The sequence below is a fragment of the Bdellovibrio sp. ZFWA1 genome, assembly GCF_056175665.1.
This window is the reverse complement of the sequence record NZ_JBJKJH010000001.1, coordinates 1,525,071-1,550,625: the sequence shown is the minus strand read 5'-3', so window position 1 is coordinate 1,550,625 and position 25,555 is coordinate 1,525,071. Positions and strand designations below refer to the sequence as shown.

General features: G+C 43.8%; 30 protein-coding genes. 10 read left to right on the top strand and 20 right to left on the bottom strand.

The window, feature by feature from the left end; translation table 11 throughout:
• Positions 1-15: 15 nt before the first annotated feature.
• From AC04MN_RS07500 to truA, 4 genes are all read right to left on the bottom strand, one after another.
• Positions 16-261, bottom strand: a complete 246-nt coding sequence (locus AC04MN_RS07500; protein WP_475382567.1) for a hypothetical protein — start codon at positions 259-261, stop codon at positions 16-18.
• Between the two features lie 226 nt (positions 262-487).
• Positions 488-883: a 30S ribosomal protein S9 gene (gene rpsI, locus AC04MN_RS07495; protein ID WP_475382566.1), complete on the bottom strand. Its 396-nt coding sequence runs from the start codon at positions 881-883 to the stop codon at positions 488-490.
• A gap of 10 nt (positions 884-893) precedes the next feature.
• The gene (rplM, locus tag AC04MN_RS07490; RefSeq protein WP_475382565.1) at positions 894-1,334 is read right to left on the bottom strand and encodes a 50S ribosomal protein L13; all 441 of its coding nucleotides are present in this window, start codon (positions 1,332-1,334) and stop codon (positions 894-896) included.
• A gap of 105 nt (positions 1,335-1,439) precedes the next feature.
• A complete protein-coding gene (truA, locus tag AC04MN_RS07485; protein WP_475382564.1) occupies positions 1,440-2,219 on the bottom strand; it encodes a tRNA pseudouridine(38-40) synthase TruA in 780 nt (259 codons plus the stop codon).
• Between the two features lie 105 nt (positions 2,220-2,324).
• On the opposite strand from truA, the gene AC04MN_RS07480 reads away from it, so the two are divergent.
• Positions 2,325-2,636, top strand: coding sequence for a hypothetical protein (locus tag AC04MN_RS07480; protein WP_475382563.1), 312 nt, complete (start codon positions 2,325-2,327; stop codon positions 2,634-2,636).
• A 28-nt stretch (positions 2,637-2,664) separates the two neighbouring features.
• Here the strand turns inward: AC04MN_RS07480 and AC04MN_RS07475 are convergent, their stop codons facing one another.
• The 6 genes from AC04MN_RS07475 to AC04MN_RS07450 all read right to left on the bottom strand — a co-directional run bounded on the left by AC04MN_RS07475 (position 2,665) and on the right by AC04MN_RS07450 (position 8,146).
• A complete protein-coding gene (locus AC04MN_RS07475; protein ID WP_475382562.1) occupies positions 2,665-3,678 on the bottom strand; it encodes a hypothetical protein in 1,014 nt (337 codons plus the stop codon).
• Positions 3,668-4,999, bottom strand: coding sequence for a CFI-box-CTERM domain-containing protein (locus AC04MN_RS07470; protein ID WP_475382561.1), 1,332 nt, complete (start codon positions 4,997-4,999; stop codon positions 3,668-3,670). Before AC04MN_RS07470 ends, AC04MN_RS07475 begins: the two co-directional genes overlap by 11 nt.
• Positions 5,000-5,017: 18 nt before the next feature.
• Positions 5,018-6,037 (bottom strand): aspartate-semialdehyde dehydrogenase, encoded by a 1,020-nt coding sequence (locus tag AC04MN_RS07465; RefSeq protein WP_475382560.1) that lies wholly within the window; start codon positions 6,035-6,037, stop codon positions 5,018-5,020.
• Complete coding sequence (pssA, locus tag AC04MN_RS07460) at positions 6,018-6,878, bottom strand: CDP-diacylglycerol--serine O-phosphatidyltransferase (protein WP_475382559.1); 861 nt, start codon at positions 6,876-6,878, stop codon at positions 6,018-6,020. Before pssA ends, AC04MN_RS07465 begins: the two co-directional genes overlap by 20 nt.
• 11 nt (positions 6,879-6,889) lie before the next feature.
• Positions 6,890-7,528, bottom strand: coding sequence for a diacylglycerol/polyprenol kinase family protein (locus tag AC04MN_RS07455; RefSeq protein WP_475382558.1), 639 nt, complete (start codon positions 7,526-7,528; stop codon positions 6,890-6,892).
• A gap of 114 nt (positions 7,529-7,642) precedes the next feature.
• Positions 7,643-8,146 carry a hypothetical protein gene (locus AC04MN_RS07450; RefSeq protein ID WP_475382557.1) on the bottom strand — a complete coding sequence of 168 codons (504 nt, stop codon included), beginning with the start codon at positions 8,144-8,146 and terminating at the stop codon, positions 7,643-7,645.
• Between the two features lie 220 nt (positions 8,147-8,366).
• Between AC04MN_RS07450 and AC04MN_RS07445 the strand changes: the two genes are divergently transcribed.
• Positions 8,367-9,479 (top strand): immunoglobulin domain-containing family protein, encoded by a 1,113-nt coding sequence (locus tag AC04MN_RS07445; protein WP_475382556.1) that lies wholly within the window; start codon positions 8,367-8,369, stop codon positions 9,477-9,479.
• Positions 9,480-9,516: 37 nt separating this feature from the next.
• Here the strand turns inward: AC04MN_RS07445 and AC04MN_RS07440 are convergent, their stop codons facing one another.
• The gene (locus tag AC04MN_RS07440; protein WP_475382555.1) at positions 9,517-9,918 is read right to left on the bottom strand and encodes an ExbD/TolR family protein; all 402 of its coding nucleotides are present in this window, start codon (positions 9,916-9,918) and stop codon (positions 9,517-9,519) included.
• 3 nt (positions 9,919-9,921) lie between these two features.
• Entirely contained in the window at positions 9,922-10,551 is a 630-nt protein-coding gene (locus tag AC04MN_RS07435; RefSeq protein WP_475382554.1) for a MotA/TolQ/ExbB proton channel family protein, read from the bottom strand.
• A gap of 86 nt (positions 10,552-10,637) precedes the next feature.
• Here AC04MN_RS07435 and AC04MN_RS07430 point away from each other — a divergent pair, with 86 nt between their 5' ends.
• A complete protein-coding gene (locus AC04MN_RS07430) occupies positions 10,638-12,467 on the top strand; it encodes a sulfatase-like hydrolase/transferase (protein WP_475382553.1) in 1,830 nt (609 codons plus the stop codon).
• 4 nt (positions 12,468-12,471) lie between these two features.
• On the opposite strand, the gene AC04MN_RS07425 is transcribed toward AC04MN_RS07430, so the two are convergent.
• Genes AC04MN_RS07425 through AC04MN_RS07400 form a run of 6 tightly spaced genes read right to left on the bottom strand, consistent with a single transcriptional unit; the run spans position 12,472 to position 19,143 of the window.
• On the bottom strand, positions 12,472-13,128 hold the full coding sequence (locus tag AC04MN_RS07425; protein WP_475382552.1) for a hypothetical protein: 657 nt from the start codon (positions 13,126-13,128) through the stop codon (positions 12,472-12,474).
• Positions 13,128-15,149, bottom strand: coding sequence for an FHA domain-containing protein (locus AC04MN_RS07420; protein WP_475382551.1), 2,022 nt, complete (start codon positions 15,147-15,149; stop codon positions 13,128-13,130). The genes AC04MN_RS07425 and AC04MN_RS07420 overlap by 1 nt, the downstream gene beginning before the upstream one ends.
• Positions 15,149-16,303 (bottom strand): FHA domain-containing protein, encoded by a 1,155-nt coding sequence (locus AC04MN_RS07415; protein ID WP_475382550.1) that lies wholly within the window; start codon positions 16,301-16,303, stop codon positions 15,149-15,151. The genes AC04MN_RS07420 and AC04MN_RS07415 overlap by 1 nt, the downstream gene beginning before the upstream one ends.
• On the bottom strand, positions 16,303-17,898 hold the full coding sequence (locus tag AC04MN_RS07410) for an FHA domain-containing protein (RefSeq protein WP_475382549.1): 1,596 nt from the start codon (positions 17,896-17,898) through the stop codon (positions 16,303-16,305). Before AC04MN_RS07410 ends, AC04MN_RS07415 begins: the two co-directional genes overlap by 1 nt.
• The gene (locus AC04MN_RS07405) at positions 17,885-18,232 is read right to left on the bottom strand and encodes a DUF192 domain-containing protein (RefSeq protein ID WP_475382548.1); all 348 of its coding nucleotides are present in this window, start codon (positions 18,230-18,232) and stop codon (positions 17,885-17,887) included. The genes AC04MN_RS07410 and AC04MN_RS07405 overlap by 14 nt, the downstream gene beginning before the upstream one ends.
• The gene (locus tag AC04MN_RS07400; protein WP_475382547.1) at positions 18,232-19,143 is read right to left on the bottom strand and encodes a type II secretion system F family protein; all 912 of its coding nucleotides are present in this window, start codon (positions 19,141-19,143) and stop codon (positions 18,232-18,234) included. Before AC04MN_RS07400 ends, AC04MN_RS07405 begins: the two co-directional genes overlap by 1 nt.
• A 29-nt stretch (positions 19,144-19,172) precedes the next feature.
• Between AC04MN_RS07400 and AC04MN_RS07395 the strand changes: the two genes are divergently transcribed.
• The 5 genes from AC04MN_RS07395 to AC04MN_RS07375 all read left to right on the top strand — a co-directional run bounded on the left by AC04MN_RS07395 (position 19,173) and on the right by AC04MN_RS07375 (position 22,209).
• On the top strand, positions 19,173-19,769 hold the full coding sequence (locus tag AC04MN_RS07395) for a Maf family protein (RefSeq protein WP_475382546.1): 597 nt from the start codon (positions 19,173-19,175) through the stop codon (positions 19,767-19,769).
• Positions 19,770-19,778: 9 nt separating this feature from the next.
• Entirely contained in the window at positions 19,779-20,465 is a 687-nt protein-coding gene (locus AC04MN_RS07390) for a YggS family pyridoxal phosphate-dependent enzyme (RefSeq protein ID WP_475382545.1), read from the top strand.
• Positions 20,416-21,303, top strand: coding sequence for a pyrroline-5-carboxylate reductase (gene proC / locus AC04MN_RS07385; RefSeq protein WP_475382544.1), 888 nt, complete (start codon positions 20,416-20,418; stop codon positions 21,301-21,303). Before AC04MN_RS07390 ends, proC begins: the two co-directional genes overlap by 50 nt.
• Before the next feature lie 63 nt (positions 21,304-21,366).
• Entirely contained in the window at positions 21,367-21,921 is a 555-nt protein-coding gene (locus tag AC04MN_RS07380) for a DivIVA domain-containing protein (RefSeq protein ID WP_475382543.1), read from the top strand.
• 3 nt (positions 21,922-21,924) lie between these two features.
• Positions 21,925-22,209, top strand: coding sequence for a DUF167 domain-containing protein (locus AC04MN_RS07375; RefSeq protein WP_475382542.1), 285 nt, complete (start codon positions 21,925-21,927; stop codon positions 22,207-22,209).
• Between the two features lie 22 nt (positions 22,210-22,231).
• Here the strand turns inward: AC04MN_RS07375 and AC04MN_RS07370 are convergent, their stop codons facing one another.
• Positions 22,232-23,380: a hypothetical protein gene (locus tag AC04MN_RS07370; protein ID WP_475382541.1), complete on the bottom strand. Its 1,149-nt coding sequence runs from the start codon at positions 23,378-23,380 to the stop codon at positions 22,232-22,234.
• A gap of 29 nt (positions 23,381-23,409) precedes the next feature.
• Here AC04MN_RS07370 and AC04MN_RS07365 point away from each other — a divergent pair, with 29 nt between their 5' ends.
• Both AC04MN_RS07365 and AC04MN_RS07360 read left to right on the top strand, forming a co-directional pair.
• Positions 23,410-24,639: an MFS transporter gene (locus AC04MN_RS07365; RefSeq protein WP_475382540.1), complete on the top strand. Its 1,230-nt coding sequence runs from the start codon at positions 23,410-23,412 to the stop codon at positions 24,637-24,639.
• Positions 24,639-24,971: a rhodanese-like domain-containing protein gene (locus tag AC04MN_RS07360; RefSeq protein WP_475382539.1), complete on the top strand. Its 333-nt coding sequence runs from the start codon at positions 24,639-24,641 to the stop codon at positions 24,969-24,971. Before AC04MN_RS07365 ends, AC04MN_RS07360 begins: the two co-directional genes overlap by 1 nt.
• On the opposite strand, the gene AC04MN_RS07355 is transcribed toward AC04MN_RS07360, so the two are convergent.
• On the bottom strand, positions 24,946-25,539 hold the full coding sequence (locus tag AC04MN_RS07355; protein ID WP_475382538.1) for a histidine phosphatase family protein: 594 nt from the start codon (positions 25,537-25,539) through the stop codon (positions 24,946-24,948). The two genes, AC04MN_RS07360 and AC04MN_RS07355, sit on opposite strands and share 26 nt — an antisense overlap.
• Between the last annotated feature and the right edge of the window lie 16 nt (positions 25,540-25,555).

Below are 25,555 nucleotides of genomic sequence, written 5' to 3'. Positions count from 1 at the left end.
TTCCGATTCTCCCTATTAACCACCGACAACGGCACCAGAGTTTTGTTTTAAACATGGAACAGAACAACCATCCACGTCTACCTTTGATCCAGGAACACAAGTTAAGAAAAGATCCTTAACTTTTTTAAGTGCGTCACCTTGATCAATATCCTTTGAGCATGAAGTTTTCACTGCAGCTTGTACTTCTTCAACTTTACCCGCAAAAGCTGTTGATCCAGCAAATGCTAAAACAAGGGATAAAACAACCCCAACTTTTTTCATAACGTGTTCCTCCTGAACACTCATAAGCTTAGGTATCAATGGGACAGCTGTGAAGTTGCTTAATATTTATTACTAAAATCAAATCTTGGGCTAGACTATGGCCTGGCTTTTTCCGTGAAATAATATGAGGCCTCATTTAATTCACTTTGAGCAAAAAAAAGGAAGCTGCCGAAGCAACTTCCTTTTTCGTTCCACCACCGGAAACATGTTCCAGTGACCAAGCAAATTAACGCTTAGAGTATTGGAATCTACGACGAGCACCAGCCAAGCCGTATTTCTTACGCTCAACCATTCTTGGATCACGAGTCAAGAATCCAGCTTTTTTCAAAGCAGGACGGAACTCAGGATTCAACGCAGTCAAAGCGCGAGCGATACCCAAACGGATAGCACCAGCTTGTCCAGATTCACCACCACCTACAACAGTGATCTTAACGTCGAACTTAGCGTTCTGAGCGATAGTATCAAACGGTTGCAAGATAACCATGCGAGATTGCATACGACGAAGATAGTCGTCTGCCTTCTTGCCATTGATAGTGATGTTACCTTTACCAGGCTTTAGGAATACACGTGCAGAAGATGTTTTTCTTCTTCCTGTTGCATAAAAGAATTTTTCAGCAGCCATGTCTTACTCCTTAACCCTTCTTAGGTAGATTGAAAACAACAGGCTTTTGAGCAGTGTGTGGGTGCTCAGCGCCAGCATAAGTTTTCATCTTTGTGATGATGTGACGAGATTGCTTATTTGTAGGAAGCATTCCGCGTACAGCTTCGTGGATGATAAAAGTAGAATCTTCTTGAAGTTTTTCAGCAGCAGACTTTTCCTTCAATGAACCGAAGAAACGGCTGTGTCTGTAATACTTTTTAGAAGTCCACTTAGAACCAGAAAGTTCCATTTTATCAGTGTTGATAACGATAACAAAGTCACCAGTATCAACGTTAGGTGTATAAATGGCTTTGTGTTTGCCGCGAAGGATATTCGCAACGTGCGTAGCTACGCGACCAACTTTTTGGCCAGCGGCATCTACGATCAACCATTTTCTTTCAACGTCTTCTGCTTTCGCATGAAAAGTTGTCATATTGATTCTCCATTATTTTGAAGGTTCGGTTTACCGTCCTAGCCTTCGGCAAAATTGATTTGAGTTTAACAACGGGCTCTAACCTTTTTTGCGGGAAGGCTTGTTTTAAATTTCTAGGCACCCTTTGTCAAGTTCTGGAGGATAATAGACCTTAAATAGATACAAACCCTCGGCCGGAGCCGGGGGTCCTGCCTTGGTCCGATCCTTCAGTTCCAGAATTTCCCTCATCTTTTCAGGGGTTTGTCCTTTTCTTTCAAGCATCAATTGGGTACCGACGATGTTTCGGACCATTTGCTTTAAAAATCCACTCCCCGTTATCTCGAATTGCAGTAAATCAGGCCGGCGATAACTCCATTTAGCCTCGAAAATTTCTCGATCCGTCGTTAAAACAGGCGTGCCCACCGACTGAAACGACTTAAAGTCATGATATCCCTTAATTATTTCAGAACATTGGTTAAGAAAATCAATGCTGATTGGCTGCCGAATCCAATGGGCATTCCTGGCCAAGTGTGGGCTTGGTCGGTGGCGGTTCAAGACCCAATAGCGATAAGTCTTATGAGTTGCTGACAAAGTGGCATGAAACTGTTCAGGAGCATACCAGGCCTTTTTAACCACGACCGACTTTGGCAATTGGGCATTTAAGGCCCAACACAAATCCCAACCTTTTTTAAACTCTTTCGTCGTGGAAAAATGACAGACTTGGTTTAAAGCATGAACCCCAGCATCGGTTCTACCCGAAGCATAAAGAGTAATGTCCTCGTCCAAGACCTTCGTCAGGGCGTTCTCTAAGGTCTGGGCAACGGAAGGCACATCCCCATGGTTTTGTCTTTGCCACCCACAAAAATCAGTCCCATCGTAAGCCACATGAAAGCGTATTTTAGGCATACTCAAGCCTTTCTAAATGATTGTTAATGAATAGCACAACATTAGGCGTATTAAGAGTATTTTATAAATACCGAAACGAAAGGAACTCAATTTTAAGGAGACAGCATGAAACAATTAACCATTCTTTTGATCTCGTCCATTTTAGGTTTCTCGACCCTTGCCTCTGCAGGCGAGTGCGAGTTGAAAATTAAACGTGGCGCTTGCCCTGGTAAAGAAGCTGAAGCCTATAAGCCTTACATGGGAAAAGTTCAAACATCAGAAAAGAAAGAAGCCGCTGATGAAAAGGCCTGCCTAGATTTGGCTGATAAAGCTTCGAAAATAGTTCGCAAAGGAACTTTAAATAGCAAAGAAGTAACTGCATCTTTTGGCGGAAAAGATTTAGGGAAAACATTCAGCGACAAAGCAGAATGCCAATAAAAAAAGGCTCCGTAAGGAGCCTTTTTCTTTAGAAGTCGACCGAAATACCACCATTAATTACATTGCCAGAGACGTCCAAATCCTCTGACAAAGACTGCATACGTCTGAACTCAAAAACAAACCACATCGCCGCCACTCCGTATTCGGAATACAAATCAAATGACATCTGCCGATCAAAGGCCGTGATATTAACCATCACACCACCTGCGCCGTAAGCCGCTGGCGTCCCCACCATCTTAGGCGATTTGTTATCATCGCGAGTTTCAATCAAACCAACGTAACTGACTCCACCAGCCACGTACGGAGCAACCCACTGCTTCTGCATATATTCAAAGCGGTAAATGCCACCCAAGTTTAAAGGGATTGTAAATAGCGTGTATTTTTCCTTTGCCTCGGAACCGTCATTTAAAAATCGACCATTTCCCTGAGAATACGTTAATCCAAACCCCGCTTGCACGCCCAGCTTTCCATAAGTCGTAAATGGCTGCCATTCGTAATCAAACATAAGACCGGTGACCGAGCCCGAACCATACATGGTTTCGAAACTTGACTGACCGTCTGCTGTTTCGATTTGCATAGGATCCACCGAAGCAATCTTAAATGAAAAAGACTGATTCTTCGTACCTGTTTGAGTTTTATAAATATAAGAACCATCTTTTTCGATACGAATCAGACCTTTTTTCGAAAGAGGGTGGGATTTATAAGTTTTAGAGCTCGTCCCACTCGAAGAGGCTTGCTCGACCGGTGGCTTTTTCGAAATCACAGGCTCGCTAACTATTTCCTTAGCGGGTGACGGAATAGGTGCCGGGGCCGGAGGCAAATTTGGCTCTGCCACTTTTTCGGTAGGTCCCGCTGAAATCTCGGCCTCTATTTGATCAGCAGCTTCTTCATCCGAAATATAAGGAGCCTCTTGTGGAGGCGCTTCCCAATCCAATTCAGAATTGTTTTGTGCTGGAACGACGGCGGGCTCGTTTGCATTAGCTACAGAATAAATCAAAACGACAGAAGCGAAGAGAGCACGATAGCCAAATTTAAAACTCATCTGCCACCAGACCTTTTTTAAAACTTCGCGACAAGCCAACGATTGCCAAAGAAAATACTACCATTCCGATGAAGGTCATCAACCAACCATAGTTCACCAATAAATGCGCCATGAAAACTAATGGCCACAATAGAGTTCTTGCTGCAGTCCTTGCGAACTCGTGCTGGGCGATCCAATTCGCTACCGGAGGACTCAACTGATAATAGGTTTCAACGAACCATCTTCCAGGAGCATTTGTCTTTAAGAACTGATCACGGAAACTTCTTAAGACTTGAACTTCTTTAGCCATCGAGCTTCCAAAAGCTGCTGTCGCAATAAAACAGTTTTTATCATCAAGCAAACCAACAACTTTAGAAGGCGTTACACAAAAAGGAGAATTCGCCGTCCAACCCGTACCAGAACTTTTGGCAAAATAGATCACATTACCAGCAACCGTCTCATTCGCAAATACAACACACTGACGAACTTCATTTTCAAGTCCCATAATACGCTCGTCATCCAAAGTGTATTCACCCCCACCCACATTTGTGAGTGAAATTCGAACGTACGGAGAGTCCAAAGTGACATTTCCTAAAGTGGTCGCATCCTGAGCGGTGCTATTTGTCGCATCGGAAGCATAATAAAAGCGCAAAGCTGTAAATTCGTCACCTGTTACACCATTAATTGCCGGGTAATCAGATGGAATTCCCAAATCTTCACCGATATAAGCCTTTTCATCACCGGGCTCTAGGCTGACATAGCAGATACCCTCACCTGTCGAAGGCGTCACCGCAGCGCTGCAGTTATCCGTAACAACAGAAGTCGCTCCGGCCACACTCAGGCGCACAGAAATTGCCACCTTCGCGGCCTCAAGCAATGTCGTTCCATCATTCGATAGACCAATTGTAAAGCTTCCAGAGCCCGAGGCAGCACAACCCGAAGTTCCCAATGCCGTGCAAAGCTCGCCCCAAGTCATGGTGAACGAAAAGTTAGAATTAACGGCCAATCCACTGATTGCAGTCGACTTTACGACCGTATTACTACTATTTGTTACAACTACATATTGAGCTGTAGAGACTACATCTGAGCTGCTAGTATAAAGAGTAAACGTGACGATAACATTAGTACCGATGCTCTTTTCGTTGCAAGGCTGAAGAGCTCCGGTGCAGGTATTACAGACACTAGTCCCTGAACAGTTACCGGCTTTACCTCCATATATGATCTTATAATCACTAGAGGCATTTGAAACTCCGGTAACACCATTAAGAACCAATGCCGCATATGAAATCTGTGCAGCAAACAAAATATTTAATAGGATGCATCCCTGCAATAATCTTCTCACATAAAAATGAGATCATGCTTAAGGATGAATGTCAAAAATTCGCTCAGCAATCTGAATTCCGTTTAAAGCGGCGCCTTTGCGCACGTTGTCTGAAACAACCCACATCAGCCACATTTTGGTATTCTCGGGATCCCGATGGATACGTCCCACATAAACAGGATCTTTTCCAGAAACTTGCCGAGCCGTTGGATATTGCGATTGCTTAGGATCATCAAGAACCACCAAGCCATCAAAACCTTGCATCGCCGAAAGGAACTGCTCTTTTGAGACTTCTTTTTTCAAGGTAACCCATACAGCTTCCGAGTGAGCATTCAATGCGGGAATACGCACAGTAAATGCAGAAACCTTCAAATCAGAAAGACCCAATATCTTCTTTGTCTCTTTCATGATTTTTACTTCTTCCGAACAAAAACCATCATCGTTAAAAGAACCAATCTGCGGAATTGCATTGAATAAAATTGGATGTGCAAAAGCTTTTGGAGTCAAATTCGGGCTAGAGAAGTTTTTTGTTTGCTCTATAAGCTCGTCATGACCAGCCTGCCCTGCACCTGAAACCGCCTGATAACTTGCAACCCGAACCTCTTCAAGGCCGAACTGATCAGCCAACGGCTTTAGGGCAACGACCAACTGAATGGTAGAGCAATTAGGGTTTGCAATAATTTGCGGCTTAGCACCTTTAGGCACTAGATGCATATTCACTTCGGGAACAATCAGAGACCGAGATGGGTCCATGCGAAAAGCTGCAGAGTTATCAACCGCAAAGGCACCGGCTTTTTCAGCCTCCGGGGCCCACTCGGCAGAAATATCGTCCCCCGAAGAAAAAAACACTAAATCAAGACCATCAAAACAGCCTTTTTTCAAAACCTGAAGAGGCCACTTCTGACCTCGCAATTCGATATTTTTTCCTAACGAGTTCTCGGAAGCAAAAGGGCGCAACTCCTGGATAGGAAAGTTGCGCTCTTCAAGAATATTCATGAATGTTTGCCCAACCATACCGGTTGCGCCGACCACACCAATTTTAAGACTTTTTGTTGCCATTTTTATTTGCGTCCACTTCTTCGTCGATTTCTTCCACCAAGTCATGCTCGTCAACTTGTGCCGGAGCATAAACATTTGGTCTTAGCTTACGCACATTTTTGCCTAAACGGAAGACCCCAAAAACCGCACCAAGTGTGGCGTAAGTCATGAACAACACGAAAAGCATCACCTCGGGCCACCAAGCAACCACAACCAATGCTAGAACTCCTAATATTAAATAACGGAACGGAAGACGCTCTTTAAGATCCAGATCTTTAAAGCTACGGTATCTAAAAGTCGAAACCATCACGAAAGCCAGCAAGATCGTCATCGCCAATAAGCCTACGTTGCCAGCACTTTCCATTTGAAGATCATTAAAAGCCAAAATAGAAGACGACACAATCCCCGCCGCCATTGGAATCGGCAAACCCTGGAAATAAGCTTTTTCAACCACACCTTGTTGAACGTTAAAACGAGCTAAACGTAAAGCTCCACATGCTGCAAACAAAAAACAAGCGATCCATCCAAGGCGACCAAATGGATGAAGGGCCCATTGATAAAGCATAATCGCTGGAGCAACCCCAAAGCTTACCAAATCACACAAAGAATCGTACTCGGCTCCAAATTTAGAGGTCGAACGAGTTAGGCGTGCTAAACGACCATCTAAAAGATCAAATATGGCAGCAGCCACAATAGCGTAAGAAGCCATTAAAAAATCTGATTTGATCGCATGAATAATTGCAAAGAAACCAAAGAATAAATTTGCCGTCGTCATTAGGTTCGGCAAAATATAGATATACATAGCCAACTTTTCGTTGGGCTCACCATGTTCATGATTTGTGTTTGAATTTTGTATTCCCATGGACGGGAACATTATCCGACAATAGCAAAAAATCCAAAGAAATAAAAAATAACCAGCAACCCTGCGGCACTTAATAGAGGCAAAGTTAAGTTATCATCAAGTTTTCCAACTGGCACTAATTCAGCCAAAGCTCCGACCAAACCTGCCAATAAGCTGACGACAATGATATGATCCATCAACATTGAGTGGGAAATTAAGAAGATAAAACAAGCCACTGCACAGACAAAGTAAGCAGCCATAAAACCTTGAATAGACTTGTGTCCGAAGATTTTATCTTTACCCCATTTTATTCCGACATAACTTGCGATTGGATCCGCAAAGGCTAGAAACAACAAAGAAATAGAAACAATCGACCGCGGGAACAAAGCAACCAGCAACAAAACACCTGTTAGCAGATAAGTCGTTCCAGCCAACTTATGAAGTTCGTTTCGACGCATGATTGGCTTAAAAGCATGAACTAAAAGATCATTAAGGGCTGCGTTTTTTTGACGCAAAATATCCATAGGAACAAACATCAGCCAGGCAACGGTCGCGGCCAATAAAGCTGCCTGATCCGACAAATTGGAATAGGCCAAGAATATTACGAACACGCCCGACATGTGCCAGATCTTACGTGCGTAATGAATATCTGAGCGCTTCTTAAGTTCCATGTTATGAGTAAGTTCCTCGATCATCACTTGCGGGACTTTAATGGACGGACTATCTCAGATCAATTTAAATGATCCTACTCTAGTAATCTGCGTTAAGAATATGTTTTGATTTAACTATTGGGGATTTATCGCTTCAACTTCGAAAGAATACTCATATATCTTTCCGTTTTTTAGAGGCGCTTTTACAACAATTTTGTTCAGGCCCGGCTTTAACGGAATAAGGTCTGTCTGATACTTCTGCGAAGCGTAAAAGAAGACCGACGCGGTAAACCCGTTCGCTTCATTGACCAACTCTACCTCTTGCCCAGGATTGAACTGAAGGCAGGCTTTTCCATGGAGCTGCAGATAATCCGACCTTAATTGGGCTCGCTCTAACTTGCTATCCCCACAATTTAAATCTACTTGGAAGTCGGATTTGCCCCCCATCGACTTAACGATCGCATCTGATGACACACTTGGAACACTGGCAGGGCTTCGATCACTAGAAATCACACCCGCTTTTGACATATCAACAGACTCTGAAAAATCAAAAGATTGAAGTGTCATCCCTCCAAGTAGCAAAACAATAAAAAATGTAAAGGCAAGCTGATGATGCTCGCGATGAAACCACTTCGACATAAGATTCTTGTCGGAAATGAAACGTCGAACTTAACAATAATTATTTCCCCAGCGGCTAAACTGTCTCAAATTGAGGCAAACCAAGCATCTCATCCTGATAAAATTCGGCGATTCACCAAAGCAAGCTCAAGGTCCAGGCAAACTGGCCGATATATATAGGGCGATCAAAGGTAAGGGGCCTTTGTTTGCGTCGGCTACTTTTCTGAACGAGGGGGAACCAATGAAACTAAAAAAAGCACAGGTGCTGGCCTTTATCTTTGGCACCGTGACGATTTTCAGTTTTCAAAACTGTGCGCCTCCTAAGTTGGCCTGCGACTCGTCATCAGGAAGCAGCACCGATGCCTCTTGCTCTCAAGGTTCCAACTCGACAAACACTGGCGGCAATTCAAACAACGGCATCAAAACCGGCAGCAACAATTCAGGAACCAGCGGTTCAAGCAGTGGTAGTTCTTCGGGACTCACTCCCCCGCCGTCATCAAGCCTAACGGGGGGTGGCGGCTCATCCGGTGGATTTGGCCCCGGTGGTGGCAGCTCGGGTGGAGGTTCTGCTGGAGGATTTGGTCCAAGCACCGGAAGCGGAGGCTCGAGTGGCTCGGAACCCGAGTATGATCCGAAAGACTTAAGCTTTCGAATAGTGAAAGCCCCCGCCTCACAAACGGTGAATGAAGGCGAGGACTTTAGCTTTGGCATCAAGGTCTATGGCGGAACAACACCCTATAAATATCAATGGTACCGCGACGAACAACCGATCCAAATGGGATTAGGTACAAACTACTACTACGCTGACCGAGCAGATCGTTGGTCAAAACAGGCCCGCTATCACGTCGTTGTAACTGACGCCAAGGGATTGAAAGTGACGTCATTAAGAGTGTCTTTAACTATTCGAGAAATTGCTGGTGGTTGCGCCGCCGGCACTTACTATCTGCTTAAAAAAGTAGATGGTTTGAACGGAAGCATGAACGAGCTTTTTCATAATTCTCGAGGTAAATGGGCGATCTCACCAAGTTATGATGAGGTTGGAACATGGTCTTCGTATGGAATTATACGCGACCAATATTTGCAGCCGCTTACCAATAACCAAGCTATTGTGTATTCTGGAACAATCAGCCTCAGCTGTCGATCTGAGATTGCTTACATTCATACGCCATCGCCAAATCCAAATTCCGGCTCACGCTATTACGATCGCCACTACGAAGATGGAAACGGCTATCGCTACGTAGGTGCTGTCACATTTGAGTGTAAAAATAATAGATTTCTTTTCTTATCAAACAGCTGCGCCTGGGAAAGATACGACACATCTTCTCCGAACAATAATGATGGTGGTGGAAATTAAGAACAAAAAAAGACCCACAACTTGTGGGTCTTTTTTTTTATTTCTTATCAATTGAAATGGCGAATTTCTTAACGCCGGCACTCTTGACGATATCCAACAGACCTACCACCTTACCATGTGGCACATCTTTATCCGCTGAAATGATCGCCTGCACTTCAGGATTTTTTGTCACTTCCTCTGTAGCTTTTGCTTGTACATCAGCTTCTGCAACAAAAGATCCATTAAGATTAATTTTACCATCTGCAGTCAATGCAATGTTTAACTTACTCGGACTGGTCTTATCACCGCTGGCGGCCTTAGGTAAATTAACGTTGATCGTTGGCTTCATAAACATTGGGGCCGTCACCATAAAGATAATCAAAACCACCAAAATAATATCAACCAAAGGAACGACGTTGATTTCGGATATGGCCTCATCGCTGTCGAACTTCATTCCCATGGCTTATCCGCCCTTCTTTTTGGCGTAAGCGAGGCACAGCTCTTTAACGCTCTCTAAGCTGGTGAAAACACCCTTCACTTGTTTGCTATAGTAGTTATAGAAAATGACCGCTGGGATTGCGACAAAAAGACCTGCAGCTGTTGCAACAAGTGCCATCGAAATACCAGCCATAACTGTTTGTTGCCCCGCCTCTGGCGTCGTTGCCAAATCATTAAAGGCTTTCATAATACCAAGAACTGTTCCTAACAATCCCACATAAGGCGCATTCGAACCGATTGTTGCCAAGAAACCCAAAGATTTTTCAAGTTCAGGTTTTTCAGTCAAAACGAAAGCGTTAAAAATTTCTTCAAGCCCCTTCGTTCCATTATCCTTCATGTGCTTCAGTGCATAAGAAGCTGCACGCCCCTCGATAGAGCCTGGATCTTTCGCAATATCTTCAACATCTTCTACACTGTTGCTTTGCAACGCCATCTTAATGCGGGCACGAACACGATTTGACTCAGTTGTTATCTTTTTTAAAGCAAACCAACGCTCTAAAATCATTCCAATGCTCAAGATACTTAGTAACAACAACAACCATAAAACTACTTGATCCGCTAAATGTGCTACTGCAAAAATTTTTTCTGTGAGCATTAAGCCCTCCCAATATAATGTCTTTTGACGAAAGAACTGAGTTCGTCCATTATCACTACAGAGTTGTTTTAGGTCAAGGCAGGCGAATGAAAGTCTTCACATTACTTATCATCTTATTGTCATTTAGCTTACTAGGTTGCACAAAAAGTGCCCAGCCTTCGGTACTGCTCATTTTGACAGATGATCTGTCTTTTTCAGATGCTCCGTGCAGTACAATGCTTGAAAACGAAAAACAGCAAGGCCTAGCAACACTTTGCAACGAGTCCGTTCGCTTCACTCACGCCTACAGCCCGTCGCCAATGGCCGTACCAACGATTGCAACAATCTTTACAGGAATCTACCCTTACGATCACGGTGCCCAGAATAATGGTTCATACCTTCGTCCAGAAATCGAAACCATACCCGAAAAATACCTCGAGAGGGGATATCGCACTGCTTTTTTTTCTGGAGGCGCCCCCGTTCTTCGGAAAACAGGTCTCAACCAGGGTTTTGAGGTCTTTGACGATCTCGTTCATCCCACAGTTAAAAAACTCTTTCGCCCTTTTAAGGCAAGCGTTGATCTAAGTGTAAAATGGATAAATGAAAACAAAGGCCGCCCCTTTTTCGTAACAATATACGCCCCAGATCTTATTTTTACAAACACCCTAACCTCAGACGAAACCGGAGAGCTACGTAATTTTTCTTACGAGAGCCAACTAGAAGAATTCAACTTTCAACTTCAACGCTTAATTACCGAGCTCAAGAAGCATAATCAATGGGACAATACTCACGTAATATTAGCAGGCTTGAATGGACAAACAGAAGCCACTCGTGAAACAGAGATATCCCCACTGAATCTTCATTCAGAGAATCTACAGGTCACCCTATTTGTTAAACCGGCTGGCAAGACTCGCGATCTGGGCATTGCTTGGAAGTTTGATAAAAATATTTCTTTGGCTGACATCGGAACAACTCTGCTGGATTGGATTGGTGAAAGAAAACGCCTACCTATTCAATCACCGTTCGAAACGTTCTCATTAAAACCCGTCTTTGACGGAAAGTCCCTCAATTTCCCTAACGAACGCCCTATCCTTTTAGAAAGCGCCTGGTCCACCTGGAGATACGAGGAACGAATTCGCTATGGCGTCATCAGAGGATTCAATTTTCTAATTAATGATTATCCACCAAAACAATATAACACGCTGGTTGATCGCTTCGAAACAAGTCCCCTTACCGTGAATGAAAATTTCTATTTGGAAAATTCTGATACATTTAAAAGGCTGAATGGCATTTCGGCAAAAGCGTGGAATACCAGATATCCAAAAATGGCTTTAAAATATAAAATTCCTTTTCAGCGCTGGATGCGCAACGATCAAACTTCTTTGCTACAAAAAGATCTGCAGAGTCTTTATGCAGATACTCAAGATCTAGAAGTAGCAAACTGGTTGGCTTTTGCAGTCATTCAAAATAAAGACTGGCAGACTCTTTTACGTCTAGGGATGCGCAATGAAAATTCAATGTGGATTACAGCGGCCTCAGATTTGCTGAATCAAGAACTTCCGAAAAATGTAGTTCCCGATCACTGCTTCCGCTTACTTACAAAAAAAGATTTAGAAACTAAAGATCTGAAAACTTGTACTGATCGAGAATTCATCGAACTAATAAGCTGGGTGCGTGCTGATGATTTAAGACTAAATCCAGATCGCCAAAAACTTAACTTTATTCGAAATTACTGGTACGGCCGAATCAACAAGACAGTCGCAAGAGCCAATATTGCAATGGCAAGTATTTTAGACACCAACCCTCAAAATTCTTTAAAACCGCACCGGTCGGATTTAGCTCTTAATTTAGAGCAAATGAAAAAATATCGGGTCGACCTAAACATCGAATTGGACAAATTAGATCAATCCATAGAATCTACAATTATCGAAGACTAAACTTCTAAGCTAACTGGGGATCAATGATTCCTAGCCAAAATGGATCATCTCCGTTAGTTTTAATCACCGCCTTTGTAAGACCTTCAAGTGAAAGATTTGCCGAGGACTGAGCATAGAAATCTGGACTAGTAGTTCTTCCCGCCAGCAACACAATTTGATCATTTTCTTCAATTTTAATCGAACCCGATTGAATATAACATGATGAATCCAACCCAATCAGTCTCCCCGGTAAATTTGCCCCCATCGAGCGCTCTATACCAATCGGCTCAGTTCCCTGCAACTTGGAAAGATAAACAGAAGGATGTCCCACTTGGGCCCACGCCAATACGTCGCCTCTTTTTAGGATGGCAACAGCCTCTACTCCTGCAGTGAACTCGGATTTATTCAATGTGCGAAACACCACTTCGTTAGCGATATGAAAACCAATCCGTAAATAATTGACCTCTGCCGAAAAAGAAGGAAGAAACTCGAATGGCGACGTCACTTCGACATCAGACATAGCAGCTAGCACATACTTAGAAACTTCATCAATGACTAGCTGGGCATGATCGGAATCGCCCCAGCTAGAGGCAATGACAATCAAATTTTGTTCATCTGAAATCCACACCTTTGGTGTTGGTCTAAATAATTTGGTCGAGTACGATCTTTCTTTTAAAATCATCACAAGGCTCCATATTTCTTTAGCTTAATATAAGCCTTTTTATAGTATTCCCCGTCTGTCACATCGAGTTCTAAAATTTTTTTCCAACGGTCTTTGGCACCAGGTTTTGTCTCACTGCCGTCAACGTTACCGAAGGACTCTTCCAAAATTCCTTCTTGATAAAGGACCATCATTTGCTTCCGCAGTTCACTCATGTAGATATCAATTTTATCTTGAAGCTGAGTATTGCGAGGATCTACTTTTAAGGCCCTTCTTAGGGACAAAATTGCACCCTTAAGATTTTGGGCATTGTAAAGCTTTTCAGCCTCATTCATGTATTTATCAGTTTGAGTGCTCATCTTAGAATTAATCGCCGCGATCGCCGCTTTGGATTTTTTCTTTAGACCGCGCGGATCCGGAAGATTCTGCGCCAAGACCCTTTCATAAGAAGCGATGGCTTCCAGGTTATTTCCAGATTCAGCAACTTTCTCGGCCCGCTGATAGATTGCCACCAACTTACCAACATTCTCATTATAAGCAGCATCTTGCGCTGCTTTAATCTCTCGAGCTTCGGTAAATGCGGCAGCCTTGTTTTTTAGTTCAAGAATCCTTGGATGACTGGGTTCTAAGGCAATCACTGGAGACAAACAGTCTTCGATTTCCTCGACACTAACATCTGGATTCAATTTCTTTGTACACTCATCAGCTTGCTTTTGAATCGCTTTTTCATTTTCTCGACGTACCTTTTCCAACTCGTCTTGTCTTCGCTTTTGCTCTTGAATAGCAATCGCTTCCCGCGCTAAACGTTCGATCGTTCGAACATCCTCGTAGTCAGGAACCTTTTGATAAATTTTATTAATTTCAGACTGGGCTAACTCATATTTGCCCGTCATATAATAATTCTTCGCTAGTTGATAAGTTTGTTTTATCAACATTTGCTCTTCAGGCTTTAATTTCGCCAAAGGATCATTCGCCTTATTTGCAGCTTCTTTTGCCGCACCAGCCTTATCCCCATCCTTTTTATCCGAATCAGTAAAAAACCAGGCCAAAAGAAGAACTAGAACCGCAGCGATAATTAATTTGGGCCTGTTCTTCTCAAAATCAAATTTCCCGTTTGCAACTGTACCGCTCGCCCCTGGATAAGGCATCTGCGGCATCGTTTGATGAGGCATTGGCATCGGAGCATGCATTTCATATGGAGCGGGCGCCTGGGAATACCCACCCCACGCCTGAGGCACTTGAGAATCGCCTCCGATATCTTGAATATTTGAAGGCAATAAATCCTGGGAGTTACTAAAATTAACGGCGGCTGGCGCTGGAGCCACCACCAACTCCATTCGCTGCTTAAAATTTGGATCATGAAGTTCGAAGACTAGATTGTTATCTAGGACTGAAATGGCATCACCGCTACGAATCGGCGTCAATTCGTCACCGATCGCTTTACCATTAACCAAAGTGCCATTAACACTTCCAAGATCTGTTATAAAAAATTGGCCGTTAATCTTTCTTATTTCGAACTGTCTTCGACTGACACGCTGATCACGAATGACTATGGCTGCCGTATTTTCTCGACCTGCGATCCAAGAGTCACCCCCCTCAAGTCGGAAAAGTTCTTTTGCCTCACCGTAATTATCTAAAATTTTCACATAAGGAACGCTAGGTGCGACACCAACAAAAGTTTTTTCATCACCAGAAATTTCCTGATTTTCGGCTCCAACATCTGAGGCCAATTCCTGAGGCGACGAACTTGCCATTGAAAATTCAAACTCATAGGGAGCCACCGAGAAGTGAACTCCGTGGTCCAACTGCTCACGCTCGGAAACTTTTTCTCCAGCCAAAATGACTTCACCATAGCGACTTACAAGTTCTACGAACCAAACACCATTTTGGGAAAGTAGCTTAAAATGCTCTCGAGAAATTCCTTTTTCGGGCTGAAGGACAATATCGCAGTCTTCTTTTCGTCCGACCACATACTCACGAGAATCATCCAAAGGGATATCCGACACTTGTTTTCCACGAAGTTTAACGATAATCCGCGCCATTAGTACTTCCCTTCTGCCTCAAGTCGGCAGGCTTCGAAATACTTCTGAGCCTCAGCATAGGTTGGATTATCTTTACGACCTTGCAACATCGTCATAACCTTCGAAAATGAATCCATACACAATCGCCAATTTAATTTTTCTTTATTGCGAGCCCCTTGCAGCATCAGCTCCTTGACCTGCTGATCAAATTTTATTTGAGCCAACTGGACGTACCGCTGTGCTAACTCATTTTCAGGATCCAGATTTAGAACGACCTGGAAGCTATCCCGAGCTCGAGAGTACTGCCCCTGTTGAAAGTCACGGAATCCACGGACTAAATTTTCCTGGGCCTTTTTATACTGAATCGAACGCCGTTTTTCTTCTTCTTCTTTTAATTGAACTATTGAACGCTCAGTTGTCTGAATATCCATCTTAATTTGATCTGCACTTCGAATTGCATTTGGATCTTTCTTTACCTTCTTGCCAGAGTCTGAAAGAAAGAACCAAGCCAGTACGGCTACTACGGCCAAAATAATATAAAAACGTTTTTTGCCATCATCCATGCCACCAGAACTTGAGGCAGGCATTCCCGTATTTACTGGCCCACCTGAATAACCGATAGGCCCTCCGTAATTCCCAGATGTTTGATACATCGTCGGTGGCGGCGTAGGAGCTTGCGGCCGCGCTAATGAGTTATTTAAAATACTCACGGATTGTGCTTGCGACGACGGAGCCTGAGGAGGGGTCATCGCTGGAAAACTTAGTGGCGCCGAAGCCTGTGGAATAGGATTCGATACCACTGGTGCCACCGGAGGCTGAAACTGGATAACGGGATCGGGATCGGCAGACTTGGGCGCAGAGAATTCAACTATGATTATTGAATCCCCAAATTGCACTTTTGTGCCAGGTTCAAGTTCTGCCGTATTTAATTTTTCGCCATTAACTAAAAGATAATTTTTTTGACTAAGATTAACAACATGCCAGCCGCCGTCGCGATAACGGAACTCTCCATGTTGGCGCGACACTTTCGCATCACCCGCCAAGACAACGTCATTTTCGGGGCCTCGCCCAATAGCGATAACCTCTTTAGAAAGATCTAAATTCATTCCGGCATGTGGGCCCGACTGAATTGAAAGCTTTAATAAAACTTGACCTTGCACTGGAGCCGCCACCATTAGCCACCGCTCCCTTCATTCGGAGCCACTGTAAAGATATAGTAATCAACAGTTTGCCCGTTTGATGCCATCGCCTGACAACTCAGCGTACACATATGCCCACTGAACTCTAAATGATCCGTATGAATCATTCGCAAGTTTTCCTGAGACTTCTGAATCAAAAATTGAATATTTTGCTGAAGAGCGGAATCAGGAATCTGTGCCAATTGCATTCCAGCTAACGACTCGGTTCTTGCAACCTGAAGAAATCCCCCGTTGGCAGCCATGATTCGTCCATCAGCGCTTAGGCACATCGCTGGAAATCCGATCATATTCACCAGATTTTCAGCCTCACCATCACGATTGATCATAGCTCCACCATTACTAGAATCGCCAGAGATATAGCGATTGAGTAATGAGTTCACATTGCTAATCAAAGCCTGAAGAGGAGCAAACATAAATTTTACAGTTGTGGTATCTCGCTTTTCACGCAAGGCTGTATCCAGCTCTGCATTCAGAGCTTTAAACGGATGTTCGATCAATGCGTAAAGGAAATAAAATAAAATCATACCCAAGACACTGGATATTACCAACGTTTGTAAAAATAGACTTAGTGCACGACCCGTATCAAAATCCAACGCGGAAATATCATATAAAACTACGGCGTGAGCTTTTACCGATTGTTCGCCAGTATTAGGATCAAACGCTCCAATAGGAAAGCTAGCTCCGATGGTGGTGGAATCAATCTGAGCTGTCATCGCTCGGCTCTCTTGACGTGCTACATGAACAAACGGCAAATCCGCCGTAACTCCGGCTCTTGAAGCAGGAGCTAAGATGCTACCGTCCCTTTGATCAATAATTAAAACTTGAGTTACACCCTCTTCTGCCTCGACCGTATAAGTAGAAAGACCCGTGATATTCCCTTGCAATAAAGCACCTTGATTTAAAGTCGCCACACTACGCGCCAGGGACTTTGCACGTCTCATGGATTCGGCCATAATGCTTTCCTTCGTAATCGTCACCATGGGAATCATCGACAACAATGTCGTCATAAATATAAATATAATCACAAAAGACAGAAGAATATATTTTAGATCTAACCACTCGGCCACCTTATATATGGCCGGCAAAGCTACACGTTCCATGTATTCGTTGAACTTTGCATGAAGTTGCTCAAAAAAGTTTTGGGGCGGAGTGAAGGCAGCCGGCGGAGGAGTAAAAGCAGCAGGTGGCGGTGTCGCGTGCGGCATTCCATAACCCATTGGAGGAGCCACCGGTTGCGGACGCGGTGCTGCTGGAGCTGGCGCTCGAACGGACTCGCTCTGCTGGGAAACGGCAATAAGGTCAAAGATCACATCGTGGGCTGATACCTTGTCACCCAGTCTAATTTGACCTGTTTGAACTTTGATCCCATTAATATAAGTACCATTACTAGATTTCAAGTCCGTGACCGTCACACGGTCAGGGAACACCGTGATTTCGCTGTGCTCTTTAGAAACTCCAGCGCTTAATATTTTGATATCACAATGAGGAGCCCGCCCCAGAACATTTCGTCCAGGTTTTAACGGAAGCGTTTGGCCTGCTTGGGGGCCCGTAAGAATCCTAATTCCCCACATACAGTTGATCTCCTACTTCGATGTTTTTCTTAGCTGCAAATCCAGAAGGAAGTTCAATTACCGAGTGGGCTTTCCAAAAAGGCCCCACCATTCGCCAAGGCTTTATATTAGCCACGACCTTTTGAACCTTAAATTCTTTATCTACAAAAACGCAATCAATCGCAAACTTCATAAAAAACGTATGAATATTGTTACAGGGCTTTATAAGTAGCCCTTGCCCTTCGGATAAATGGCTTCTTCCAAGCAAACCCTTGCCTCGTGCAAAAAAAGACTCAGCGATTTCAAGCTGTCTTATAATTTCAGAGCCCTTTGATTTATTAATTAGCTGTGCCATTACTTGCCTCCCCCATAAAAGAAGGAAACTGCAATCGGCCCAAAAACCATTATAAAAACCGCAGGCAGGATAAATAACATCATAGGAATTAAAACGGTTTGTGAGGCGCGAGCTCCGGCTTTTTCAGCACGCACAAAGCGCTCAAGCCTCATTTGCACCGACTGATCCTTTAGCACCTGAGAAATCGGAGCACCCGTCGCTTCCGCGTCAATTAAGACTGCCACAAATGAGGTGATTTCGTTCATATCCAATCGTTCGGCAAAATCACGCAGTGCTTGCTGCTTAGAGGCACCAATTTTGATATCTTTCAAGACAGTGCCCAACTCATCGGCCAATACCGATTCTGAACCTCGGGCTTTATCCACAATCTTTTGAATAGCCGAGAAGAAATCCAATCCGGCTTCCACTGACAATGCCAATAGATCAATAAAAAACGGAAGATCCGCTCGAACACTTAGCTCACGTTTTTTCTTTTCACCTTTGGCGTGAATTTGAGGAAGATAAAATCCAATTAATCCCAGTCCTAAAATTACAGGCCAAGAAAATCCTAACTCTAACGAAAAATTTAAGATCGCCAAAAATACAGGGAACATCACGCCCCAAAGAATCTGAAGTCCGATAAACTCGTCCTCATTCAACTCTCTGGAGAGACCCGAAGTCATGATTAACTTACGTACCTTCTTGCGATATCCCTCATTACGAACTCTCAAAGCATGCTGAAGTGTAAACTGATGCACCAATGGACGAGAGAAATTAATAATAGGATTTTTAGAAAGTGCCGGCTCATCATTGCTTGCCCAGGATAACTGGGCTTTTTCGTTCTTTGAATTGAAAATAGTAGAGATGAACATGAAGGTCGCAAGGCCCCCAAGCACCAATCCTATGATCAACATGAACTCTGCACTTCCCATTATATCCTCTTTGCTGCTAAGTTGATTCCATGAGCACAATTATCTTGGCATCGGAATCACCACGTCGTCGAAGCCTGCTAGCGGAAGCCGGTTTTGAATTCGTGGTTCTTGCATCTAAAGTATCGGAAACTCCTGACAAAAACCTGAATGTTCGACAGCAGATTTTGGACATTGCTAGACGTAAGGCCATGGGAACTTTAACTTTAGTCGAACAGGACCAAAAGCTAGCTCAACAGACCTGCTATATCCTTGCTGCTGACACCGAGGTCGTCTTAGACAACCAGACCCTAGGAAAGCCTGAAACCCCAGGGCATGCGGTTGCGACCTTAAAAAGACTGTCCGGCTGCCCTCATGAAGTTATCACCGCGATCGTACTGATTAATTCTCGAACCAAAGAAGAATATTCTCATATCGAGACAACTTGGATTCACTTTAAAGAACTCTCTACCCAACAAATTGAAGACTATGTTGCCACCGGCGATCCTATGGATAAGGCCGGATCTTATGGAATTCAAAGTGGCGCGAAAAATTTTATCGATAAAATTGAAGGGTCTTACGACAATGTTGTTGGACTGCCCGTCAGCGTCGTGAAAAATCTCTTCCAACAAGCGGGTCTTAAGCCCTAGAATAAATCTATGGCAGCAACGGTGACTCTCGCTCAACTTAAGTCCGCCATCCAGGATGTCCCCCAAAAGGTCACCATTCTTGCTGTCTCGAAGCTACAACCCATTTCAAAAATATTAGAACTTTATTCCCAAGGGCAATTAGATTTCGGGGAAAACTATGTTCAAGAGGTTCTTGAAAAACAACGGGCCTTGAGCGATTGCGGTCAGCAAATTCGTTGGCACTTGATTGGACATCTTCAGAAAAAGAAGGTGAACTCTATCATCGGAAAGTTTCAGTTAATTCACTCGGTAGACTCTTTAGAGTTAGCTCAGATGATTGGCAAAAAGAGCTTCGAAAAGCAGCTTATTCAAGAAGTCCTTCTTCAGGTAAATATCGCCAAAGAGCACAGCAAAGAGGGCTTGACGGCTGAAGAACTCCAGAAGCAATGGCCTGCACTTCAAGAAATCCCTGGCCTCAGTATTCGGGGCCTAATGACGATGCCACCCTTAGCGGAGGCTCCGGAAGAAAGTCGTCCGTGGTTCCGGGAGCTTAAATTATTGCAAGAAGATTTAAAAAATAACTGCGATCTTAACCGCCACCCTATGGACCAGTTGTCTATGGGAACAAGTGGTGACTGGAAGATTGCCATTGCGGAAGGAGCCACAATTGTCAGAATCGGCACAATTTTATTTGGCGAAAGACCCCCAAGAGATTAAATTCAATAGAATGGCACATCTTCTAAAAACACAACGTATTGGCTTCATCGGAGCCGGAAACATGACTCAGGCCATCCTTAAGGGGATGATCGAAGGTGGAATGATTCCGCTTCAAAATCTTAAAGTCTCGAATAGGACTCCAGGAAAACTACTTAAAATTCGCGAGAACTTCGGCGTCACATCTGCTGAAAGCAATGAAGACCTTGTCGAAAATTCAGATATTGTTATCTTAGCTATGAAACCTCAAGATTTGGCTCAAGCAATTGAACCGATATCGCAAAGCTTTCATCAAGGACAGATAGTGATTTCAATTGCTGCTGGAATTCGCATGGATGCACTAGAAAATCTGCTTCCTCAATGCCGAATCATACGAGTTATGCCCAACACTCCGTCTTTAATCGGACAAGGTGTGATTGGATACTATACATCAGAGATCGACGAGGGACTGGAAGAGATTACGGAAGCTATGTTCAAGCCTCTTGGAACTGTGATTGCAAATGATGATGAAGATCAGTTTGAAGCACTAATGGTTGCGTGCTCGTCAGGGACAGGTTTTGTTTTTGAACTAATGACTTACTTTCAAGATTGGCTTGAAGAGCATGGCTTTTTGCGCGAGCAAGCTCATCGCATGACCGTCGATACATTCATGGGTGCTGCGGCCTTAGCATCCCAAGCAAAAGAAAGCATCACCGAGCTTCAAGCGAAGGTGACCTCGAAAAAAGGAGTGACCGCAGCTGGACTTCAGTCTATGCGTGAACTCGAAATTGAGCGAGCTTTGCGTATTAGCTTCGAAAAAGCGGCCCTCAGAAACAAAGAAATGGCCCGGGAAAACAAATAGGGTTGCGGAAATCCTCCATGGACAGGTATTCTATAGACGATGACTTTGTTCATGGAGGAACGAATGAAATTAACTCCTATCGATATTGCACACAAAAGCTTTAATAAAAAAATGATGGGCTTAGATGCCGATGAGGTCATGGACTTCTTACAGCAGGTCGCCCAAGCCATGGAAGCCTTGACTCACGAAAGAAATTCTTTGCGTGAAGCGCTTCGTGAAAAAGATCTTTCGCTACTTGAGTACAAAGAGCGTGATTCTGTACTCAAAAGTACAATTGCTACTGCAACGCAAATGGCAGATCGCCTTCGCGCAGATGCAGAGCGCGAAGCGAAGCTTATTATCACCGATGCTCAGCAAAAAGCGGAGATCATCACTCGTGACTCAAGAGACTCAATGAAGAAAATGTATCAAGAGGTCAATGACCTTAAACGAGTTCGCATGCAGTTTGAAGCGAATTTAAAGGCGATGGCGCAGGCTCATTTGACCCTTCTTGAGCAGGGCGAAAAATATCTGCCAAATAGCCATTTACCAAATCATAATATCGTAAATGAAGCCGGAGCTCAGTCAACTTCTGCCCACTCAAGAAGTTCGGTGATTTCTCCGCTCTCTATTGACTAATCCATGATCGAAAAATTCGCTTCGGGCGTGCGCGTTTCAATAGTTGCTCAGCCGAAGTCTTCAAAAAATGAAGTTATCGGCCCCTTTAATGGGGCCGTTAAAATTAAAATCACCGCCCCACCAATAGAGGGCCGGGCCAATGAAGCAATTATTGAATTCCTGTCGGACCTGCTAGGAGTTGCAAAGAAAAAGATTCACCTTTATCGAGGCGACACATCAAAAAATAAAATATTTCAAATTGAAGATGTCGAAATGGAATTTGTAAAAGAGAAACTAAAAATAAAATAAGCCGGCGTTAAACCGGCTTATTTTATTTTTTGCGCTTACTCTTTTTATTCGAACGCAATTTCACCTTCATTTCGGCATCTTGCAACTCTTGTTGAAGCTCACCGCTTGATGGATTTGGCGTGACTGGCTTTATCCTAAATATTTTTTGATCCACACCATCGTTCGTATCTTCTTTAAACTGAGGCTCTGGCTTCTTGATACTTTCCCGATACATCTGGCTTTGACCTTCAGGTCGATTCACTTTAGTTTCCTGGTATTCAGTCGGCGTGTCTCGATACCAACTTGAAACATCAAAAGCGTAGCGGACAAAAGCTCCGACATAAAACCCTGAAGAATAATTTGTGCCGGTAACATCTAAACCGCCGTGAACCTGACCAACCCAGCCGTCTGTGATACGAAATCGATAATACGCTTCCGCCGATATGACAGATGGGTTCACCGCATACCAATGCAAAGACCCGCCGTTTACATTGTCAGAAGCCGCCAATCGAGCCGACTTCGTCGATGTGTCTTTATCGTCAGTAATACTCTGAAATCCATAAACTCGAGCCCCCAGCCGGGACGACGGAAGCTTCATTTCTCCGCCCACGTGCCAAGGCAGAAGATATGAGCGTCCCTGATCTCGGTACGAAAATCCCGCCTTCACAAACCAAAGATAACTACCTGAAAAATCGGATTGAACAGTAACTGCGGGGCGCAGCTCAATGACGCCCTCGTTATTCATGACGCTATCTCCAGAATTTTTATAAGTCTCAAAGGGAAATACCGCTGCAAACTCAGGCACGACCTGAAAACTTTCGGAATAAACCAGGTACTCCATACCAGCCAAGGCACTGGCCGGCGCCGAGTTGTTTCTGACCGTTCCATTAGAGCTCGACTCGGAAATGCCAGTATTGAAGTACCCAAATAAAGCAAAATCGCGGTCAGAGACAAAGCGAGAGCCTATGGTAAGATCGATCTGCTGGAAGTAGTTTCCACTATTTAGCTTAGAATAACTCCCGCCAGCAGAAGTAAAATTAGCCTCTGTTTTGTAAAACTGTGTGGCAGCTTCAAACTCCCAGACATCTCGTCGAAATGTCTTATAATTATCGACGGCCAAAGCTGGCATAACCACGCATTGAATCAGACCAAATAAACAGAGCGGAAAAAGAAGATTATTTGCTATTTTCATGACTTCCTAATAATAACTGAAAGCAACTTATGGAAACAAACTCAATCTCGAATAAAAAAGCTCAACTGGCCGTTATATTCTTTACCGTCTTTATCTACTTGGTCGGATTTGGCGTGATCATTCCCATCATACCCATCTTAAGTCGTGATTTTGGAGCAACGCCGTTACAAACTGGTTTGCTCTTATCAACTTTTTCTTTGATGCAATTCTTATTCGCTCCCTTCTGGGGAAAGCTGAGTGATCGTTATGGTCGCAGACCGATTTTGCTATTTTGCCTTTTAGCTGAAGGACTTTCTTATTTAGTTTTCGCATGGGCTCGCACGCTAGAGTGGCTTTTTGTAGCCCGCCTACTAGGTGGATTTTTTGGAGCGAGTATCTCAACGGCATCTGCCTATATCTCTGACATTACTCCACCCAACGAAAGATCAAAGGGTATGGCTTTAATCGGGGTAGCATTTGGCTTAGGCTTTGTCGTCGGCCCGGCTTTGGGCGGAGGACTTGCAGCCTGGGGACAAACTATTTCCGCCGCAAAACACTTCAACACGTCATTTGCGGCCATTTGGGTCGCAGCCATTTGCTTTTGTACATTTTTATTTGGATTGAAGTTTTTAAAAGAATCCTTAACTGAAAAAAATCGGAACTCTACTTCTAAAAAACGCCTGCAGTTGATCGCTCAGTTCTTCAAGCAACCCACTATTGGCTCATTAATCACGGTTTTTGGCTTAGCTTCTTTGTCAATGTCCGCAATGGAAGCTACTTTGATTTTATTCATGGGAGACAAATTTCAATGGGACGTTAAACAAGTCAGCTTTGGATTTGCTTATATCGGAGTCATCATTGTCTTCACCCAAGGCTTCCTTGTTCGCCGACTTATTCCTAAATGGGGGGAACGCAAAGTCTTGCGCTTAGGTTTAATTTGTCTTTCGTTAGGAATTGCAGGAATTGCCTTCGCGCCTAATATTGGTTGGATGGCGGTAACTATGACACTTCTTTCATTAGGAAATGGTCTAACCAATCCAGCGACCCTTGGCAGTATTTCTTTACTATCGCCGTCAAACGAACAAGGTGCGGCCTTAGGAGTAACACAAAGCATGGCCTCCTTGGGGCGTATTATTGGCCCGGCCATTGGCGGATTTCTATATGGACAAGTTCATCAGACATCGCCATTCGTCACTGGTGGACTGATGGCAGCGATGGCATTTTTTATTGTCTTAAACATCTTCGAAAAAATTCCCGAACATGGAAAGAAGAGTACTTAATGGAAAATACTATTGGCTACTTTCAACTAGACAACTTAATACGTGGGCGCATTCCCTGTTTATTTGTTACATTGGATGTAGATTTAAAATCTTGGTATGGCCCCCTCGAAAAAATTCATCTTTCTACATGGATGATTCAATCATCGCTCTCGGAGGCCTTGGTACAAATAAAAGAAAGACAAGTTCCCAACGACTTTGGAATTGTCGTCCTTTGCCAAGATGGATCTTTATCAAAACAGCTTATTCCAAATTTAATCACAGCTGGATATAACAATATCTACTGGGTAGAAGGTGGAATGACGGCCCTTACCCTGGAAAAAGAGCAATATTAATATCTACAACTTCAAAGCCCTTCTTTTGACTCCAATTTAAGTGAAAACCACAGTGAGGCTTAATCTTGAAGGGCCTTTTTGAATGCAAATCCCAGTTGTAGGCTAAAGCTAAAAGCACTAACAACACGCCCTTATGGGTAAAAACGCAGGCACGAGTCACCCCCTGTTGACTTAGATCTTCAGCCCAAACATGAAGGCGGTCTGCCACTTCTTTATAAGATTCACCCTGCGGAGGCGCCCATTCCCACCCCGGCCAGCCGTAGTGCGGAGGACAGAATTCTTGTCGATTCTTCATAGCCTCGATTTCGAGCCCCTCCCAGCTTCCAAAATTCTGCTCGACGAGGGCTGTACTCAGCAGCGGCGCTTTGCCTAACGCTAAAATCGCTGTCTGAGAGGCTCTCTTTAAAGAGCTTGAAATGACTAAGGAATTTGCCCACTCTGCAGGAATCCGAAGGCGTTTAGCTTCGCCTTCACCCAAAGGTGATAACGGCAAATCGCTATGCCCCTGATACCGCCCTTGCTCGTTCCATTCGGTCGAACAATGGCGGACAAAAAATAACTCTAACATATAGATTTTCCTGCAA

What these genes read in the sequence shown, in the direction of transcription:
- AC04MN_RS07475 (WP_475382562.1), bottom strand. Translation starts at nt 3,678, where the DNA reads ATGAGTTTTAAATTTGGCTATCGTGCTCTCTTCGCTTCTGTCGTTTTG.
- AC04MN_RS07420 (WP_475382551.1), bottom strand. Translation starts at nt 15,149, where the DNA reads ATGGCGCGGATTATCGTTAAACTTCGTGGAAAACAAGTGTCGGATATC.
- AC04MN_RS07355 (WP_475382538.1), bottom strand. Translation starts at nt 25,539, where the DNA reads ATGTTAGAGTTATTTTTTGTCCGCCATTGTTCGACCGAATGGAACGAG.
- AC04MN_RS07430 (WP_475382553.1), top strand. Translation starts at nt 10,638, where the DNA reads ATGAAAGTCTTCACATTACTTATCATCTTATTGTCATTTAGCTTACTA.
- AC04MN_RS07395 (WP_475382546.1), top strand. Translation starts at nt 19,173, where the DNA reads ATGAGCACAATTATCTTGGCATCGGAATCACCACGTCGTCGAAGCCTG.
- AC04MN_RS07380 (WP_475382543.1), top strand. Translation starts at nt 21,367, where the DNA reads ATGAAATTAACTCCTATCGATATTGCACACAAAAGCTTTAATAAAAAA.
- AC04MN_RS07405 (WP_475382548.1), bottom strand. Translation starts at nt 18,232, where the DNA reads ATGGCACAGCTAATTAATAAATCAAAGGGCTCTGAAATTATAAGACAG.
- AC04MN_RS07415 (WP_475382550.1), bottom strand. Translation starts at nt 16,303, where the DNA reads ATGGTGGCGGCTCCAGTGCAAGGTCAAGTTTTATTAAAGCTTTCAATT.
- AC04MN_RS07440 (WP_475382555.1), bottom strand. Translation starts at nt 9,918, where the DNA reads ATGGGAATGAAGTTCGACAGCGATGAGGCCATATCCGAAATCAACGTC.
- AC04MN_RS07455 (WP_475382558.1), bottom strand. Translation starts at nt 7,528, where the DNA reads ATGGAACTTAAGAAGCGCTCAGATATTCATTACGCACGTAAGATCTGG.
- AC04MN_RS07410 (WP_475382549.1), bottom strand. Translation starts at nt 17,898, where the DNA reads ATGTGGGGAATTAGGATTCTTACGGGCCCCCAAGCAGGCCAAACGCTT.
- pssA (WP_475382559.1), bottom strand. Translation starts at nt 6,878, where the DNA reads ATGGGAATACAAAATTCAAACACAAATCATGAACATGGTGAGCCCAAC.
- AC04MN_RS07500 (WP_475382567.1), bottom strand. Translation starts at nt 261, where the DNA reads ATGAAAAAAGTTGGGGTTGTTTTATCCCTTGTTTTAGCATTTGCTGGA.
- AC04MN_RS07390 (WP_475382545.1), top strand. Translation starts at nt 19,779, where the DNA reads ATGGCAGCAACGGTGACTCTCGCTCAACTTAAGTCCGCCATCCAGGAT.
- rpsI (WP_475382566.1), bottom strand. Translation starts at nt 883, where the DNA reads ATGGCTGCTGAAAAATTCTTTTATGCAACAGGAAGAAGAAAAACATCT.
- AC04MN_RS07450 (WP_475382557.1), bottom strand. Translation starts at nt 8,146, where the DNA reads ATGTCGAAGTGGTTTCATCGCGAGCATCATCAGCTTGCCTTTACATTT.
- AC04MN_RS07370 (WP_475382541.1), bottom strand. Translation starts at nt 23,380, where the DNA reads ATGAAAATAGCAAATAATCTTCTTTTTCCGCTCTGTTTATTTGGTCTG.
- AC04MN_RS07365 (WP_475382540.1), top strand. Translation starts at nt 23,410, where the DNA reads ATGGAAACAAACTCAATCTCGAATAAAAAAGCTCAACTGGCCGTTATA.
- AC04MN_RS07360 (WP_475382539.1), top strand. Translation starts at nt 24,639, where the DNA reads ATGGAAAATACTATTGGCTACTTTCAACTAGACAACTTAATACGTGGG.
- AC04MN_RS07425 (WP_475382552.1), bottom strand. Translation starts at nt 13,128, where the DNA reads ATGATTTTAAAAGAAAGATCGTACTCGACCAAATTATTTAGACCAACA.
- AC04MN_RS07480 (WP_475382563.1), top strand. Translation starts at nt 2,325, where the DNA reads ATGAAACAATTAACCATTCTTTTGATCTCGTCCATTTTAGGTTTCTCG.
- truA (WP_475382564.1), bottom strand. Translation starts at nt 2,219, where the DNA reads ATGCCTAAAATACGCTTTCATGTGGCTTACGATGGGACTGATTTTTGT.
- AC04MN_RS07400 (WP_475382547.1), bottom strand. Translation starts at nt 19,143, where the DNA reads ATGGGAAGTGCAGAGTTCATGTTGATCATAGGATTGGTGCTTGGGGGC.
- AC04MN_RS07445 (WP_475382556.1), top strand. Translation starts at nt 8,367, where the DNA reads ATGAAACTAAAAAAAGCACAGGTGCTGGCCTTTATCTTTGGCACCGTG.
- AC04MN_RS07435 (WP_475382554.1), bottom strand. Translation starts at nt 10,551, where the DNA reads ATGCTCACAGAAAAAATTTTTGCAGTAGCACATTTAGCGGATCAAGTA.
- AC04MN_RS07375 (WP_475382542.1), top strand. Translation starts at nt 21,925, where the DNA reads ATGATCGAAAAATTCGCTTCGGGCGTGCGCGTTTCAATAGTTGCTCAG.
- rplM (WP_475382565.1), bottom strand. Translation starts at nt 1,334, where the DNA reads ATGACAACTTTTCATGCGAAAGCAGAAGACGTTGAAAGAAAATGGTTG.
- AC04MN_RS07465 (WP_475382560.1), bottom strand. Translation starts at nt 6,037, where the DNA reads ATGGCAACAAAAAGTCTTAAAATTGGTGTGGTCGGCGCAACCGGTATG.